Raw genomic sequence first — 16,175 nt, 5'->3', positions numbered from 1 at the left:
CGTAGCTTTTGCTCGCAGATCCCTCTTCGACGTGGTGCATGAAGATGATGTTGTCGTGGTGCTCCACCGCCGCGAGATGAACGTTTTTGATGTTTTTGTGGGTCTCCGCCAGTTCGGTCAGCTCGAAGTAGTGGGTGGCGAAGAGCGTCAGTGCGTGGTTTTGGCTGGCGAGGCGTTCGGCGGCCGCCCAGGCGAGCGACAGGCCGTCGTAGGTGCCGGTGCCGCGCCCGACTTCGTCCATGATGACCAGGCTGTGCGCGTCGGCGTTATTGAGGATGTTCGCGGTTTCGGTCATTTCGACCATGAAGGTGGAACGGCCGCCAGCGAGGTCGTCGCTCGCGCCGATGCGGGTGTAGATGCGGCGCAGGTCGCCGATGCGCGCGCTTTTTGCCGGGACGTAGCTGCCCGCGCAGGCGAGGATGAGGATGAGCGCCGCCTGGCGCATGTAGGTGCTTTTGCCGCCCATGTTGGGGCCGGTGATGATGTGCAGTTGGCGGCGTTTGTTGAGTTCAAGGTCGTTGGCGATGAAGGGCTCGTCCAGGTGTTGTTCGACCACGGGGTGACGGCCTTGTTCGATATGCAGCAGGGGTTCTGCGTGCAGGGTCGGGCGCTGGTAGTTGTGTTTGTCGGCGAGATGGGCGTAAGCGGCGAGGGTGTCGGTCTCTGCGAGTGCGCGGGCGCAGCGGTAGAGGGCGTCGCGGTGCTGGTCAAGCGCGGCAAGGAGGGCGTCGTAGTGTTGTTTTTCCAGCGCCAAAGCTTGGTCGCGCGCGTTCAGTACTTGGTCTTCGAGGGTTTTGAGTTCGTCGGTGATGTAGCGTTCGCTGTTTTTCAGGGTTTGGCGGCGTATCCAGTGCAGCGGGGCGAGGTCGCTTTGGCTGCGCGGGATTTCGATGTAGTAGCCGTGGATGTTGTTGTAGCCCATTTTGAGGTTGTTGAGGCCGCTTTTGTGTTTTTCGGCGGTCTCCAGCTCGGCGAGGATGCTGTGGCTGTCGTGTGCGAGCTGGTTGAGGCGGTCGAGTTCGGCGTCGTAGCCGGGGGCGATGATGCCGCCGTCTTTGGTGGTGAGTGGCGGGCTTTCGACGAGTGCGCGCGTCAGGTGTTCGGCGACGGGGGCAAGCGCCAAGAGCGCCGGGTGGTGCGCGGCGAGCAGGGCGGAGGTTTGCGCGGCGGGAGCAAGCAGCGCGGCGATGTCCGGGCAGCGGTTGAGGGTGTCGCGCAGTTGCGCCAGTTCGCGCGGGCGGGCGCTGCCGAGGGCGATGCGGGTGGTGATGCGCTCGATGTCGGCGCTGTGGCGCAGTGATTCGCGCAGGGCGTCGCGTTCGCAGCTGGCAAGCAGGGCGGCGACGGCGTCGTGTCGGGCGGCGATCGCGGTGTGGTCGCGCAGGGGGCGGTTGATCCAGCGTTTGAGGTTGCGGCTGCCTGCCGGGGTTTGGCAGTAGTTGATGCTGCCGATGAGGCTGCGTTTGGCGTCGCCGCCGAGGGTGTATTCGAGTTCGAGGTTGCGGCGGCTGGCGGCGTCGATGGTCAGGCTGTCGTCGCAGTTTTCGCGCTGCGGTGGCGCGAGCGGCGGCAGGGTTTGTTTGTGGGTGTCGTAGAGGTATTGCAGCAGACAGCCGGCGGGGCGGATGGCGGGGTCGTCGTCGGCGATACCGTAGCCGTTCAGGGTTTTGGTCTGGTAGTGCTGCAGGAGGAGGTTCAGGGCGCTGTCGGCGTCGAAGTACCAGTCGGGCTGGTGGCGCGGGCGTTTGCCTGTGCCGAGGTCGGGCAGGCGGGCGCTGTCCGGGATGAGGATTTCCGCCGGGCGCAGGCGCTCGATTTCGCTTTTGAGCGCGTCCAGCGTCAGGGTTTCGCTCAAGTGGTAGCGCGCACTGCTGATGTCCGCCCAGGCGAGGTGGTAATGTTCGCCGCTGGGTGCGAGGCAGAGGAGGATGTTGTCGCTGGCTTCATCGAGCAAGGCTTCGTCGGTCAGCGTGCCGGGGGTGATGATGCGGGTGACGGCGCGCTCGACCGGCCCTTTGGCCAGCGCCGGGTCGCCGATTTGTTCGCAGATGACGGCGGTCTGGCCTTGTTTGACGAGTTTGGCGATGTAGTTGTCAATGGCATGCACCGGCACGCCCGCCATCGGGATGGGTTTGCCCGCGCTTTGGCCGCGCGTGGTGACGCTGATGCCGAGCAGTTCGCCGCCACGCCGCGCGTCGTCAAAGAAGAGTTCGTAGAAGTCGCCCATGCGGTAGAAGACGAGGGTGTCCGGGTAGTCTTTTTTGATGCCGAGGTATTGTTGCATCATCGGCGTGTGTGCGGCGTGTTCCATGGTGTGTCGGGGCGATGGGGTAGGGCGGGAAGTGTAGCGGATTTGGCGGGCTCACGGCCAGGGAAAGGCGGCGAGGAAGAGTTCGGCGATGTGCAGCGGTTCGCTGTTAATGAGCAGCGTGGTTTTGCGTACGTAAAGGCCTGTCGCCGGGTCGTGCCGCCAGTGCAGGCTCACGCGCTGCGGGTGTTGTGTGTAAAGCCAGTCGCCGATGGGACGCGCGCCTGCGGTTTGTAGCGGGCGGGCGGCGTGGCTGTCGCGCGGGATGCGGGTTTCGGCATATAGCCAGCGGCTGCGGTTAATGGCAAGCCAGACGTCGCGCTGCCAAGCGGGCGGGTCGTCGTCGTTCCAGTCTTCTTTTTCGATGTGGACGGTGAGGCTGCCGTGCTGGCGCAGGCGGGTGGTGAGTGAGCCACGGTGCAGCAGCCAGTCGCGTACGGCGAGCGGTGGCAGGGTGCTTTCGGGGCGCCAGTCGGGGGCGGCGAGGATGGCGTGGCAGGTGGCGGGGTTCATGGCGCGGGCGGGGTGTCGTTGCGCGGGCGCAGGTAGGTGGCGAAGCGTGGCGTGCCTTTGCGGGTGAAGCCGCGGTAGCGGTAGGTGATGGTGCTGCCGATGGCGGGCGGGTGGGCGCGTTCGGTGTCGGTAAAGCCGGAGCCGATGCGGAAGCGGCCATGTTCGTTTTCGCAGGTGATGGCGCCGAGGCGGCCCGCGTGCTTGCCTTTGCCGGGGTGGTGGGCGACGACGGTGCATTCGGCGTCCGGCGCGCTTTTGACTTTGAGCAGGTACGGGCTGCGGCCGCTGTGGTAGGGCTGGTTCGGCTCGCGCAGCATCAGTCCTTCGCCGCCCTGTTGTTCGATGGTTTTCAGCGTGTTGGTGATGTGTTCGCGGTTTTTCACCGGGGTTTGCGCGACCACGCGGATGCGCGCCTGCGGGTGTTCGTGCAGCCAGTTTTCAAGGGTGGCGAGGCGCTGGTAGAGGTCGCCCGTGGCTTGCGGGACGTCGAAGACGTGCAGGTTGATGCCGCGCCAGTCGCCATCTGCGGCGCGCACGGCGGCGGAGGTGGCTTCAAACTGGCCGCGGCCGCGATAGAGTTCGCCGTCCAGCGGCCACGGCGGGTAGTCGGCGAGGAATCCGGCGGGCGGGCGGAAGGGGTAGCCGGCACGGCTGAGGAGTTGCTGGCCGTCCCAGTAAGCGCGCACGCCGTCGAGTTTTTCGCTCATTGCCCAGCCGCGGACGTCCTGCCCCTGCCAGTTTTCGGCAAGGATGAGGTCGGGTGCGGCGAGGGCAGGGTGGAGCAGGAGCGCGAGGAGGAGGGGGAGGGCGGCGGTTTTCATGTGGTGGGTTGGTGGCGGGGGTGTTGCGGGGTACCGGGGATGATGAGTTGCGGCACGACGACGGTCCATTTTTCGATTTCTTCAGGATAGCGGTAGCGATATTGTTCGCCTTCTTCGGTTTTGTAGCGGACAACCAGTTCTGCCACGACTGCCTGAAAGTTGCCTTGTGGCATGGTTTCTTTTGTGCCTTTTGAGGTTCGCGCCACGACTATGCCGTCATGGAGAAATTCCCAGATGTCGTATCGGCGGCGGACCTGTAATGGTGTTCCCACGTCAAGGCTGGCTATTGCCCGCAGTTTTTCGTGGATGTTTTGAAGTTGTGGCGTGTCCGGGCTGTCTTTTTTTATGTGTTCGTCCGCTGCGGCAAAGCCGAGGTCCATTTCTCCCCAAAGCAGGGTTCTGTATTCGGTGTGCAGGGTTATGTCTTCGGCAAAGTGTTGTTCGGTTTTGTCTGTATTTTCTTCGGGCAAGGCGGCAATAAAGGGGTGTTTTGGGTCGCTTTGAATGAGTGTCAGGGTTTCGATGGCGCGGGTCATGCCGACGTAGTAGAGGCGGCATTCTTCCGCGTTGTTTGTCCAGCCGCTGTCCGGCAGGAAGACGTGTTTGAATTCAAGGCCTTTGGCGGAATGGATGGTGCCGAGGTATATGCCGCTGCTGCGCAGTTTTTTGAGCTCGATCAGGTAGTCATCCAGCCATTTTTTCAGGTAATCGGGTTGGTACTGTGCCGGGCTGTTATCTTCTGTTGTGTCATGGCTCAGGTATTCGCCGTGTTCATCGCAGAAATCCTGAAACAGGGTATTGAGGTATTCGCGCCAGCGGGAATCTGTTTGTTGTTGTTCCAGCAGTGTTTTGATGTCCCGTGCGGCAAGTGGTTCTTTGCAGGCGATAATGGCTTCTTTCAGCCGTACGATTTGTCGCAGTTTGTGCAGGGCGGTTTGGCTGTTTTTGTAGCAACTGACGGAATAGGGGATTTTTTGGTTCTCGCATAATGTCTGCAAGGTTTTTAGCTGGTCATTGTTTCGTACCAGTATGGCAATATTCTTCCATTCGATGGCAGGGTCTTTTTCCCGCAGGCGCTGGATTTCTGCCCAGATGGCTTGTGTTTGCCGGTTATGGTTGCTGCCATCGGGCAGGCGGATGATGCGCACTTTGCCTTGCCGAGCCGGGTCTTTTTCGCTCCAGTCGCCGCCGGGCGGGTCGTCCCGGCGTTCGTCGTTGATGGTGATGGGCTGGTTTTGTTTCAGGCGGTCGGGGAGGGTGGCGATGACGGCGTTGGCGGCGGCGATGATGTGCGCGCTGCTGCGGTAGTTTTGGGTGAGGTAGTCGGGGTGGGCGACGTGATAGTCGTTGCAGAAGCGCTCAATCCAGGTGTTGCTGCTGCTGCCGTTCCAGCTGTAGATGTTTTGGTCGTCGTCGCCAACGGCAAGCAGGGTGAGTTTGTCGTTGTCGTCCTGGCGGCTGCGCCCGGCGAGGGCGCTGACCAGGTTGTAGTGCGGTTCGCTGATGTCCTGGTATTCGTCCACGAGGATGTAGCGGAAGCCGGCAAGGAGTTTGTCGCGCGCGTCGTCGATGTCGGCGTCGTTGTCGCTGCTGTGGTTGAGCATGGCGGCGGCTTCTTCGCACCACGCCAGGAATTGGTCTTTGGCGATTTCTTCTTTGCCGGTGATGCGGACGCCGAGCAGGCGCATCGCCATGCCGTCGTAGGTGAGGACGGTGATGGCGGCGGCGATGCCGCCGATGAGGTCGTACAGTCTTTTTTTGATTTCGCGCGCGGCGTGGCGGTTGTAGGCGAGGACGATGATGCCCGCCGGATCGCTGTGCCGCGCCCGCACCAGCCAGGCGACGCGGTGGACGATGACACGGGTTTTGCCGGAGCCGGGGCCGGCGAGGATGAGGTGGTTGTGGTCGCTTTTGTCGGTGACGATGGCGTGCTGGACGGGGTTGAGCGCGCCGGTGATTTTTTTCAGGGTGGCGGGGGAGATGTCTTCTTTGAGTTCGGCTTCCCGCCCTTTGAACCATTTGTTGTAGAAGTCGCTTTCTTTGTCGTGGAAGTAGTCTTTGACGAGTTCGAGGCCGAGGGTGATTTTTTCGAGTGCTTTGACCGCGTATTCGCGCATGGCGTGGATTTGCAGGCGTTTGCTGATGTAGTAGCGCGCCAGTTGGGTAAAGTCGTTTTTGAGGTAATCCTTGTGCAGGTTGGTTTCGTTGAGGTGGATGGTCATCGCGTGGCGCAGGATGGTCATGCCGTGGTTCAAGCGGATGACGTCCTGTTTGTGCAGGTAGAGTAATGCCTGGTTGAGTAGTGCTTCGCGTTTTTCGGCAGGGATGGCGGCGGTGTTTTGGTTTTTGTTGAATTGTTCGAGGAGTTCGCCGTAGCTGGTTTCGGCCAGGGCGTCTTTGCTGCGCACTTTCCCGGCTTTCTGGATCAGGTATGGCACGATGTGGGTGCAGAGGGTGCGCCGCAGTTCGCTGCGGGTGATGAGGTCGTCCCAGTCGTCTTTCGGGTTTTTGAAGCGCAGTTGTAGCAGGTCGTTGCCCATGTCGCGCAGGTCGAGGCTGCCGCCGGAGTGGTTGATGGCGTCTTTGTCCGCAGCGAGGCTGAACAGCAGTTTTTTCAGGTCGGCCGGGACGGGGGCGTCGGTTTTCCCGGTTTTGTTGTGTTCGTGGTCATCGCCGTCCAGGGTGTCTTTGAGTTGTTGGCATAGTGGCGACAGCGGCAGCCGTTGCCATTCGCCGAGGGCGGCGTCCGGGACGAGTTCTTGCAGTTTTTGCCAGAGTGCCTGTTCGCGCCGCAGCAGGCGTTCGAGGCGCACGCCGGCGTGGTCGCTGATGCCGACGCGCAGGATGACGGTGATGCGGGTGTCGTTGGTGAGGATGTCCAGTGCTTCAAGCGCCTTGAGGATGCCGTGGATTTCGGTGTAGGTGGCGCCGGTTTGTTTGATGAGTTCGTCGGTGCCAAGGGGTTTGTCGTCTTCGGCGCGATAGACGATTTCGGCGACGGTGCTGTAGAGGTCCTGTTTGCGCTGTGACAGGCCGCTGTCGTGCCGGATTTTGGCGAGTGCCTGTTCCAGCGTCAGTTTGCCGGAGCGCGAGGGGTAGATGCGGGTCTGGTTTTCGCTGCGCGCCAGCAGTTCGGCGCGCTCCAGCCAGGCGAGTGCGGTTTTGGTTTTGGTGTCCGCCGCGCGGTCGTCGTCATCGAAGCTCATGTAGCCGCTGCTGCCGCGCAGGAGTTCGCCGCTGGTGACGATGAGGTTGTGTCCGTCGCGGTGGCTGTTGTCCATGTTGCGCAGTTTTTTCCAGATGTGTTGCAGGTCGCGCCGCTCCAGCTGGTTGTGTTTGTTGAGGGTGAACTGGGTGTCAATGTCGTGCGGGTCGTAGAGGAGGATGCAGTGGGCGTGCTGCTGGTCGCGTCCGGCGCGTCCCGCCTCTTGCAGGTAGTTTTCGAGTGAGCCGGGGATTTCGGCGTGGATGACCGCGCGCACGTCTTTTTTGTCCACGCCCATGCCAAAGGCGTTGGTGGCGACGATGACGCGCAGCTCGCCGTCGATAAAGCGCTGCTGGATGTCGGCTTTTTCGTTGGCGCCCAGTCCGGCGTGGTAGTGCGCGCACGCCCAGTTTTGTTGTTTGAGGTATTCGCTGATGGTTTCGGCGCTTTTGCGGCGGGCGACGAAGACGACGGCGCCGCCGTCCTGGTGGCCGAGTTCGCGTTGCAGCAATTCGTGGATGCGGTGTTTTTTTTCGCCGTGGGCGGTTTGCAGGACTTCGTAGGCGAGGTTGTCGCGTTCGTGACCGCCGAGAAATTCGTGGAAGGTGATGCCGAGGGTCTCGGCGAAGTGGGTGCGGATTTCGTCCAGTACGTCCGGTTTGGCGGTGGCGGTGAAGCAGCTGATGGCGGGCAGGTTGCTGCTGTGGTGTTCTTTGATGTATTTGGCGGCGTAGCGGTAGTCGGGGCGGAAGTCGTGTCCCCATTTGGAGAGGCAGTGTGCTTCGTCGAAGACGAATCCGTTGATTTGCCGCTGTTTGATGGCGGTGAGGAAGCTGGTGTTGCGGAATTGTTCCGGGGCAACGAAGAGGATGCCGATGTCGCCCAGGGCGATACGGTCGAGGATGTCGGCGCGTTCGGTGATGCTGCGCATACCGTTCAGGGTATCGACGCCGCTGATGCCGTTATCCTGCAGGTTTTTGACCTGGTCCATCATCAGCGATTGCAGCGGGCAGATGACGATGGTGAGGCCGCCGTTGCGGTGGTAGCGGTTGAGGGCGGGCAGCTGGAAGCAGATGGATTTGCCGCCGCCGGTCGCGAGGACGGTCAGCACGTTTTCGCCCGCCATGCCCGCGCGGACGATGGCTTCTTGTCCGCCTTCGATGTGTTCGATGGCGCGGAAGCGGTCGAAGCCAAAGTAGCGTTTGAGCTGGTGGCGCGGGTTGTGGGTGGTTTGGCAGTAGTGGCAGGCGGGGTCGCCGCAGTCGTGGTTGCGTAATGCGTCAATGTATTGGGCGCTCGCGGGAAATTGCTGCCGCACCCACGGCGCAAGGACGGAGTTGCCGCCGGAGACTTTCAGCCAGGAGAGGGTGTAGGCAAGCGGGATGTGGGTGCTGTTGTCCGGCAGGGTTTGTTGGAGCAGGGCGGTGAGCTGCATCTGGCAGACGCGCAGGCCGTCTTCGTCTTGCAGCAGGCGGGTAATGGCATCGGGTAGGTCGGCAGGCGGCAGGGTGTGCGCTTTGGCGAGTTGCAGGGTGTCGTTCTCGTGGTACGGCAAGGCGCCGAAGAGTTGGCGGTAGAGGGCAAAGGTTTCGGGGGCTTCTTGTCGCAGTTTGCTGAAGGCGGCGCTTTGGTCGTGAAAGAGCCTCCAGCAGGCTTCGCAGTCTGCCAGTGGTGAGTTTTTGCCCGTGCGGACGATTTTGTAGTCCTTGAGCAGGCGGTGATAGGGGTTTTGCGGGAATGCCAGCGGCGAGAGGCGCAGGGTGTCAATGACGGGCAGGTCATGCAGCGGCGAGGCGGGCGCGTATTGGTGCAACACGGGCAGGTCGTGCGCGAGGATGTTGTGCCCCATCAGGTATTGCACGTCTGCGGCGAGGGCTTCCAGCGCGGCGATGGCGGCGGTGCGGGCGGTGTCGTCGTGCAGGATGGGGCTTTCGTAACGCGCGCCGTTGTCGCTGCGCAGCGCGCCGATTTGCAGCAGTGCGCCGCTGTCGCGGTCGGTTTCGAGATCGAAGATGAGGATGGCGGGGGACGTCGTGTCGTGCATGGTTCAGATTTTTTCCAGTTTGGCATAGGCCAGTACCAGCCATTTTTCGCCCGCGTCGCGGAAGTTGATGAGGGCGCGCAGGTGTTCGCCGTTGCCTTCGAGTGCCATCACGCAGCCTTCGCCGAATTTGCGGTGGCGGACGCTGTCGCCGAGGTTGTAGGGCAGGGCAGGGCTGTTAGCGCTGACGGCGGGGGTTTTGTGCCGCATTTTGTTGATGCCGTTATAGACCATCGGCCGCACAGCTTCGGTGAGCTCTTCCGGGATTTCGTGGATGAAGCGCGAGGGTTGCGGGTAGTTTTCTTGTCCCTGGAAGCGGCGGCGTTCGGCGAAGCAGAGGGTGAGTTCGCGTTCGGCACGGGTCATGCCGACGTAGGCGAGGCGCCGCTCTTCTTCGAGTTTGTCCGGGCTTTCGATAGCGCGTTGCGTCGGGAACAGGCCTTCTTCCATGCCGACGATATAGACGTTCGGAAATTCGAGGCCTTTGGCGCTGTGCAGGGTCATGAGCTGGATGCTGTCGCTACCTTCTTCGGCCTGGCCGTCGCCCGCGTCCAAGGCGGCATCGGCGAGGAAGTCCATGATGCGGTCGCTCGCCGGATCGGTGCTGAGGTCGATGTAGCTGCCGGCGTTGATGAGTTCGTCCAGGTTTTCGCGCCGCGCTTCGGCCTGTTCGCTGCCTTCTGTTTCGAGGGCGGCGTAGAGCCCCGTGTCGTGGACGACGGTTTCCAGCGCTTTTTTCAGCGAGGGTTCGGTGGCGAGTTTGGCGGCGATTTGTTCGATGAGCAGGGTAAATTCGCGCAGGGCGTTGCGCGCGCGGCCGCTGAAGTGGCGCGCGATTTGCGCGTCGTCCGTGAGGACGTGCCACAGCGGCACGCCCGCCTGTTGCGCGAGTTGGCGCAGGTCGGTCAGGGTTTTTTGGCCGATGCCGCGCGGCGGGGTGTTGATGATGCGCTCCACCGCGCCGTCGTCGTCGCGGTAGCGGGCGAGGCGCAGGTAGGCGAGCGCGTCCTTGATTTCGGCGCGTTCAAAGAAGCGCAGGCCGCCATAGACGCGGTAGGGCAGGCGGTGTTGCAACAGCATTTCTTCAAAGACGCGCGATTGGGCGTTGGAGCGGTAGAGGATGGCGCTTTCGCTGTAGCGGCCGCCGTCCGCGTGCCAGCGCTGGATGTGTTCGCATACGTAGCGCGCTTCGTCCATTTCGTTGATGGCGGGGTAGATGCGCACCGCCGCGCCGCGGGCGCCGTCGCTCCACAGGGTTTTGCCGAGGCGGTTCTGGTTTTGCGCGATGACGGCGTTGGCGGCGTCAAGGATGGTTTGCGTCGAGCGGTAGTTTTGTTCGAGGCGGATGGTGGCGAGCGCCGGGAAATCGCGTTCGAGTTGCAGGATATTTTCCACGCGCGCGCCGCGCCAGCCGTAGATGGACTGGTCATCGTCACCAACAACGAACAGCTGCGCCCCGCCCGCGCAGAGTTGCTGCACCAGGCGGTATTGCAGCGCGTTGGTGTCCTGAAATTCGTCCACCAGCACGCTGTGGAAGCGCTGCTGGTAGTGTTGCAGCACGTCGGGGTGGTGGGTGAAGAGTTCGACGGTGAGCAGGAGCAGTTCAGCGAAGTCCATCGTGCCCTGCTGGCGGCAGAGTTTTTCGTAGTCGTGGTAGAACTCGCGCACGGCAAGCTCGCCCGGATGCGGCGTCGGCGGCACGGCTTCGGCGCGCAGGCCTTCTTCTTTGTAAGCATTGATTTGCCAGACCATGTTTTTCGGCTTCATCACCGCTTCGTCCCACTGCCGCGCGCGCATCATCCGCTTCACCAGCCGCAGCTGGTCGTCGCTGTCCATGATGATGAACTGCTCCGGCCACTGCATCAGCGGCGCGTGGCGGCGCAGGATGCGGTGGCAGATGCCGTGAAAGGTACCCATCCACAATTGCCCCATTGGCCGCTGCAACGCCGCTTCCAGCCGTTGCCGCATTTCGCGCGCCGCCTTGTTGGTGAAGGTCAGCGCGAGCAGGCCGTAGGGCGAGACGCCATCGACCGCCATCAGCCATTGCATCCGCTGCACCAGCACGCGCGTCTTGCCGCTGCCCGCCCCGGCAATCACCCGCAAGGCGCGCGCCGGATGGGTGACGGCTTCGCGTTGGCGTTCGTTTAATCCCGCAAGAATTTCGCTGACATCCACAATGGTTCTCCGCTCATAAAAAAGGCGCGCATTATAACGCGGCGGTAATTTTGCCGTGCCGCTGTGGTAATGTTGCAACCCGCTTGTCGCAATAGCACAACAATTCGCGCGCGCCATAAATTTATTCCGCGATTTGCTTGACAGTAATACATGGCGTCGGCATAATCGCGCGCCTCAAATCCCCCGTGGCTACGTAGCTCAGTTGGTTAGAGCACATCACTCATAATGATGGGGTCCCCTGTTCGAGTCAGGGCGTAGCCACCACTTTTCCTTTCTCTCCGTCATCAAAGATTTCCGCATTTCGCGTCGCGAAATATTGCATAAAGATTGCAATTCCGTTATATTTCGCACTTCAAACACGAAACCACGGACATTTTATGTTTTTCAAAAAACCTGAATCCGAACGGGCGGTCACATTTGCCGATTTTGAACATGGCGTTGATTGCCCCTGCTGCACCCGCAACTCCCGTCGCACCTTTATCAAAACCGCTGCGATTGTGACTGCGGGTCTTTTGGCGCCTGTGGACTGGGCGCGCGCTGCCACCCGCCGCGAACGCATGATCAAAATGTTCAATCCGCACACCGGTGAAAGCATCCGCGCGGTGTTCTGGACACCGGAATACGGTTACATCCAGCCGGCCATGGACGAAATCAGCAACTTCTTCCGCGACTTCCGCCAAAACCAAATCGTCACCGTTGATATCGACCTGCTCAACATCCTGCACTATATGCAAAGCAACGTCGGCAACAGCTCCACCATCGAACTGCATAGCGGCTACCGCTCACCGGCGACCAACTCCATGCTGGCGCGCCGCTCCAAAAACGTCGGCAAACAGAGCTATCACATGAAAGCGCAAGCCGCAGACATCTCCATTCAGGGCTACACCTCGCGCCAACTGCGCGCGATGGCACAACGCCTCAACGCGGGTGGCATCGGTCTGTATCGCGGCTCCAATTTCATTCACGTGGATTCCGGGCCAATCCGTACCTGGTACTACTAAAATTATCAGATTAAGCAAAAGCGGGCAGATGCCCGCTTTTTTTGTTCAGCTTCAGGCGAGCCCCATCAGAAACATCAGCGCAAAAGCAAGCGCCATGCCCAGTGTAAAAAGCGGCTAACGCTGCCGTAATGGTCGTGGCTGTCGGGTTGCATGGTGAATTCCTTAGAGCCTGTTCAAAATCTTGGAGAACCGCATTTTTCCGTATGCTTGTGTAGGAAACTGAAAACCGGGAAAACAGCCAATATGCCCCCTCTCCCTGTGGGACTGGAACAGCTCGCGCAGCGAGAGAGGGCCGGGGTGAGGGCAGCAAACGATTGAAAAAACCGGAATTTCGATTCATGAACAACATCCCTACACCCCCTCCCCGACCCTCCCCCGCTACGGGCTTCGCCCTGCAGGGGAGGGGGATTTTAAACAGGTTCTTAGGTCATGGGGTGTTTTTGTGTTTACAGTCGTGGATATAGCCGCTTGTCGGCGTCAATATCAAGCCAATCTGCAAGGCCAAGCCAGTCGCGGCGCTCACTGCGTTCGCTGACTTTTTTATAGAGCACCTGATAATGGGGGCTTTCCGTTAGCGTCTTGCGTGTGTATTGACCACCGTGTTCCAGTACGAGACGGGCGATGGAATATTGGCGTGCGTTCAGCCGCTTGTCTTGTTTGGCTTCGTTCAGGCGGTAGCTGTAAAGCAGCACCTTGGTCATTTCGTTGATGCGGTCGTGCAGTTGGTGGATGGTGTCGCGCATCCCCTGCAAGAAGAAGACAACAAAGGCGGTATTGGCATCCGCTTCTTTGCGTTTGTGGGCGAGGCGGGTGTGGTTAAACAACGAAAAATAGCGGTCGATATGGCGCAGGTAGTAGCGTGCTTGCGCGAATGGCGCGTAATTCATGCCTTCATGCAGAAGGATGCTCGCTTCAAGCACGCGGCCAACGCGGCCATTGCCGTCCCAAAAGGGATGGATGATTTCGTAGTAGTAGTGGACGAGCGGCGCGCGGATAAGCGCGGGGACGCCTGCCGCCTGCAATGTTTCCTGCCACTCGCAAAGCGCGGCGATGCAGCGGCTGATGTCGCCGTGGTATTGCGGCGGTTTGTAGGGCGGATTGCCGACCTGGGTCACGATGTCTTTGCTGTTGTTGCGATACTGGCCGGGCGTGTTGTAAGAGTGCGGGATGTCTGTGGTGATTTGTCGGTGGATGTCCTGAATGTAGGCGGGGGTAAGCCGCCAGTCTGCTGCGCTGCTGTGTGTTTGTGCGTGTTCGTAGGCGGTTTTCAGGTTCAGTACGGCGCGGCGGTTATCGTCCGGGCTGCGCGGTGGCTGTGCCAAGGTGTTGGCGGTTTCTTCTTCGCTCAATTCGCCGCCTTCAATGGTGTGCGTGCCATAGATGCCGCTGGCAATAACTTCTTTTTCCAGACTGCTGGCAATCGCGGCTATGGGCGAGGAGGCAAAACGCTGCCAGGCATCTTCGACGAGGCGCAGCGGCAGTTCGACAGCCTGCCAGTCGAGTGCAAGGCGCAGTTTGAATGGTGAAAAGCGCTCGCATACTACGCTGTGTTGCAAGGTTTCTTGGTCAATCATGCAACGTATTTTAATGGAAAAATGGCCGCAAAAATGGCCACTTTTTTGCCGTTATTTCTCTTTTGTTTTTATGGCGATAAGCGTGTTTGCTACGTTTTTATGTCCGATTTTTTGGCCGCTTTTGTGGCCGGGAAAAAGCCGGGATGCCCCGGCTTTTCTTTTGGCTTTTCACCGCTGCGTGAGGCTTTGCACGATGCAGTCTTTCAGCGCGGCGACGTCGTTCGGCAGGATTTTGACGCGGCGCGGCGCGCTTTCGATGTCGCGGAAGCGTTCCGGACGCGGCGCAGCGAGGCCGGTCGCCTCACGCACGGTCTCTTCAAATTTGGCGGGCAATGCGGTTTCCAGGCATATCATCGGGCGGTCGCTTGGGTGGGCGGTGCGCCACTCGCGGGCGACGTGGACGCCGTCGGCGGTGTGCGGGTCAATCAGGCGGCCGTATTTTTCGTACACGTCGCGGATTGTTGCCAGTCGGTCGGCGTGGCTGCTGCGTCCGGCATCGAAGCCGGAGGCGCGGATGCTCTCGCCGAGGGATTCGAGGCTGATGCCGCCGCCTGCTTCGAGGGTGTGCCAGAGGGCGGCGGTTTGTGCGCTGTCGTCGCCGCTGATGCTGTAGATGTAGCGCTCAAAGTTGCTCGCCTTGCCGATGTCCATCGACGGGCTGCTGGTTTTGGCAACGTCTGCCGCCGGGCGGGCGCGGTATTCGCCGCTGTGCAGGGTGTGGTAGAGGACGTCGTTTTCGTTGGTGGCGACGATGAGGTGCGCTATCGGCAAGCCCATGCTTCTCGCGATGTAGCCGGCGTAGATGTTGCCAAAGTTGCCGGAGGGTACGGTGTAGTCCACCTGCGCGCCTTGCGGCAGGTCGAGCGCGAGGTACGCCTTGATGTAGTACACGCTTTGCGCCAGCACGCGCGCCCAGTTGATGGAGTTGACCGCGCCGATGTGGTAGCGGCTCTTGTAGGCGGCGTCGGCATTGACGGCTTTGACCAAATCCTGGCAGTCGTCAAAGACGCCTTCGATGGCGATGTTGTGGATGTTGGCGTCTTGCAGGCTGTACATTTGCGCTTGCTGGAAGGGACTCATGCGGCCATGCGGTGAGAGCATGAAGACGTTGATGCGCGCCTTGCCGCGCATCGCGTATTCGGCGGCGGAGCCGGTGTCGCCGCTGGTCGCGCCGAGGATGTTCAGCCGCTGGTCGCGGCGCTCCAGCACGTATTCCATCGCGTTGCCGAGGAATTGCATGGCGATGTCCTTGAAGGCGAGCGAGGGGCCGTTGGAGAGTTCGAGCAGGTAGGTGTCGCTCGTGCCGAGGCGGGTCAGCGGGGTGATGGCCTCGCTGTGGAAGACGGTTTCGTGGTAGCTGCGGTGCAGGATACGGCGCAGGTCGTTTTCCGGGATGTCGTCAATGTAGTGGCGCATCACCGCGAAGGCGAGGTCGGCGTAGCTGTGGTTTTTCCATTCGCGCAGGGTGGCGGGGGTGATGATTTCCGGGATGTGCGCGGGCATGGCGAGGCCGCCGTCCGGGGCGAGGCCTTGCAGGAGGATGTCGCTGAAGTGGCCGAGGGATGCGCCACGGGTGGATTGGTATTGCATGGGGTTCCTTGTGGGTTTAGGGGGATTCGGGGTATGCGCCGCTGATGTAGGCGAGGCGTAGCGGCATTTCGTCTTGGTGGTAGCGGTTTTTTTCTGCACTGAGCCGCTGGCTGCAGAGGTGTATGTTGAGCTGAAGCGCCGGGTTGGTTTTGTGGCGGATGCGCATGGCGTGGTTGTCGTATTGGTCTGCGGGGCAGTTGGTTTGTAACCAGGCGGTTTGCTGCGTGCTGACGGGCGGGCAATCTGCTGCGGTGGCGCAGGCTTCAAGGGTGTAAGCGGGGTTTTTGCTGAGGTTTTTATGTAGTTGCGGCAAATTCAGCCATTCGGGGGCTTCGCTTTTGCGGTGGTCTATGGCGATTTCAAACTGGCGAATGTTGGCGCCGGTTGCGGGGTAGTAGATATGAATGTCGGCAAAGCGGTAGCCAATGGTGCCACGGATGGTCAATCTGGTGCAGTTGTGCGCGAGGTAGTGGATATGGCGGTAGGGCTTGCCATCGCGCTCGATGTTTTCGCTTTTTTCTTCGAGGTAATTGCTAAACACTCTTGCGGTTTCCATCGCGGTGCGTTGCCAGTTTTGCGGCGCTTGCAGTGTGCCGCTCATGTACAGTTCGTTGAGTCGCGACAGGTATTCGGCGGGGGAGGGAATGGTGCCGATCGGAATCCATTCATCTTCTTCAGGACGGGGTTCGTTGGCTAGAGGCTGGTAGTCGCCACAGGCAAGCCGTTTTTCTGCTTCGGCGGTGAGTTTTGTGGTTTCGGCGATGACGGCGTAGGCGGTCAACAGCAGGGCGAGGGCGAGCAGGATTTTTTGCATGGTTGGGGCGGGTGGGTTGAGGAGCGGGTTTTACATGGGTAGCGGGGTTGGTGTATGTATATTTATGGGAGGTTGGGTTAGGCGCTGTTTGCAATTCATTTTGGATGCGGTCGCTACGCGGTTTTTCACACCC

General features: G+C 60.8%; 9 protein-coding genes and 1 tRNA gene. 2 read left to right on the top strand and 8 right to left on the bottom strand.

The window, feature by feature from the left end; translation table 11 throughout:
- The 5 genes from mutS to uvrD form a co-directional block, all read right to left on the bottom strand.
- A partial coding sequence (gene mutS / locus Q0349_RS09570; RefSeq protein ID WP_298080663.1) for a DNA mismatch repair protein MutS occupies positions 1-2,311 on the bottom strand: 2,311 nt, incomplete at its 3' end.
- A gap of 51 nt (positions 2,312-2,362) precedes the next feature.
- Positions 2,363-2,821 (bottom strand): chorismate lyase, encoded by a 459-nt coding sequence (locus Q0349_RS09565; protein WP_298080662.1) that lies wholly within the window; start codon positions 2,819-2,821, stop codon positions 2,363-2,365.
- A complete protein-coding gene (locus Q0349_RS09560; protein WP_298080661.1) occupies positions 2,818-3,642 on the bottom strand; it encodes a DNA ligase in 825 nt (274 codons plus the stop codon). The genes Q0349_RS09565 and Q0349_RS09560 overlap by 4 nt, the downstream gene beginning before the upstream one ends.
- Positions 3,639-8,891 carry a RecQ family ATP-dependent DNA helicase gene (locus tag Q0349_RS09555; RefSeq protein ID WP_298080660.1) on the bottom strand — a complete coding sequence of 1,751 codons (5,253 nt, stop codon included), beginning with the start codon at positions 8,889-8,891 and terminating at the stop codon, positions 3,639-3,641. The genes Q0349_RS09560 and Q0349_RS09555 overlap by 4 nt, the downstream gene beginning before the upstream one ends.
- A 3-nt stretch (positions 8,892-8,894) precedes the next feature.
- On the bottom strand, positions 8,895-11,063 hold the full coding sequence (uvrD, locus tag Q0349_RS09550; protein ID WP_298080659.1) for a DNA helicase II: 2,169 nt from the start codon (positions 11,061-11,063) through the stop codon (positions 8,895-8,897).
- A 187-nt stretch (positions 11,064-11,250) separates the two neighbouring features.
- Between uvrD and Q0349_RS09545 the strand changes: the two genes are divergently transcribed.
- Positions 11,251-11,327, top strand: a tRNA-Met gene (locus Q0349_RS09545).
- Between the two features lie 113 nt (positions 11,328-11,440).
- The gene (locus Q0349_RS09540) at positions 11,441-12,064 is read left to right on the top strand and encodes a DUF882 domain-containing protein (protein ID WP_298080658.1); all 624 of its coding nucleotides are present in this window, start codon (positions 11,441-11,443) and stop codon (positions 12,062-12,064) included.
- A 446-nt stretch (positions 12,065-12,510) separates the two neighbouring features.
- Here Q0349_RS09540 and Q0349_RS09535 read toward each other — a convergent pair whose 3' ends face one another.
- From Q0349_RS09535 to Q0349_RS09525, 3 genes are all read right to left on the bottom strand, one after another.
- A complete protein-coding gene (locus Q0349_RS09535; protein WP_298080657.1) occupies positions 12,511-13,638 on the bottom strand; it encodes a Fic family protein in 1,128 nt (375 codons plus the stop codon).
- A 168-nt stretch (positions 13,639-13,806) separates the two neighbouring features.
- Positions 13,807-15,228 carry a threonine synthase gene (gene thrC / locus Q0349_RS09530; RefSeq protein WP_298080656.1) on the bottom strand — a complete coding sequence of 474 codons (1,422 nt, stop codon included), beginning with the start codon at positions 15,226-15,228 and terminating at the stop codon, positions 13,807-13,809.
- Between the two features lie 16 nt (positions 15,229-15,244).
- Positions 15,245-16,042, bottom strand: coding sequence for a hypothetical protein (locus Q0349_RS09525; protein WP_298080654.1), 798 nt, complete (start codon positions 16,040-16,042; stop codon positions 15,245-15,247).
- Positions 16,043-16,175: the final 133 nt, after the last annotated feature.

This window comes from uncultured Cardiobacterium sp. (genome assembly GCF_938028185.1).
Classification (GTDB): domain Bacteria; phylum Pseudomonadota; class Gammaproteobacteria; order Cardiobacteriales; family Cardiobacteriaceae; genus Cardiobacterium.
The sequence above is the reverse complement of the archived record's forward strand: the minus strand, read 5'-3'. Positions and strand labels throughout refer to the sequence as shown.

Excerpts from the sequence above, each read along its gene's own strand:
- Q0349_RS09565 (WP_298080662.1), bottom strand. The coding sequence starts at position 2,821 with ATGAACCCCGCCACCTGCCACGCCATCCTCGCCGCCCCCGACTGGCGC.
- Q0349_RS09560 (WP_298080661.1), bottom strand. The coding sequence starts at position 3,642 with ATGAAAACCGCCGCCCTCCCCCTCCTCCTCGCGCTCCTGCTCCACCCT.
- Q0349_RS09555 (WP_298080660.1), bottom strand. The coding sequence starts at position 8,891 with ATGCACGACACGACGTCCCCCGCCATCCTCATCTTCGATCTCGAAACC.
- Q0349_RS09540 (WP_298080658.1), top strand. The coding sequence starts at position 11,441 with ATGTTTTTCAAAAAACCTGAATCCGAACGGGCGGTCACATTTGCCGAT.
- Q0349_RS09535 (WP_298080657.1), bottom strand. The coding sequence starts at position 13,638 with ATGATTGACCAAGAAACCTTGCAACACAGCGTAGTATGCGAGCGCTTT.
- thrC (WP_298080656.1), bottom strand. The coding sequence starts at position 15,228 with ATGCAATACCAATCCACCCGTGGCGCATCCCTCGGCCACTTCAGCGAC.
- Q0349_RS09525 (WP_298080654.1), bottom strand. The coding sequence starts at position 16,042 with ATGCAAAAAATCCTGCTCGCCCTCGCCCTGCTGTTGACCGCCTACGCC.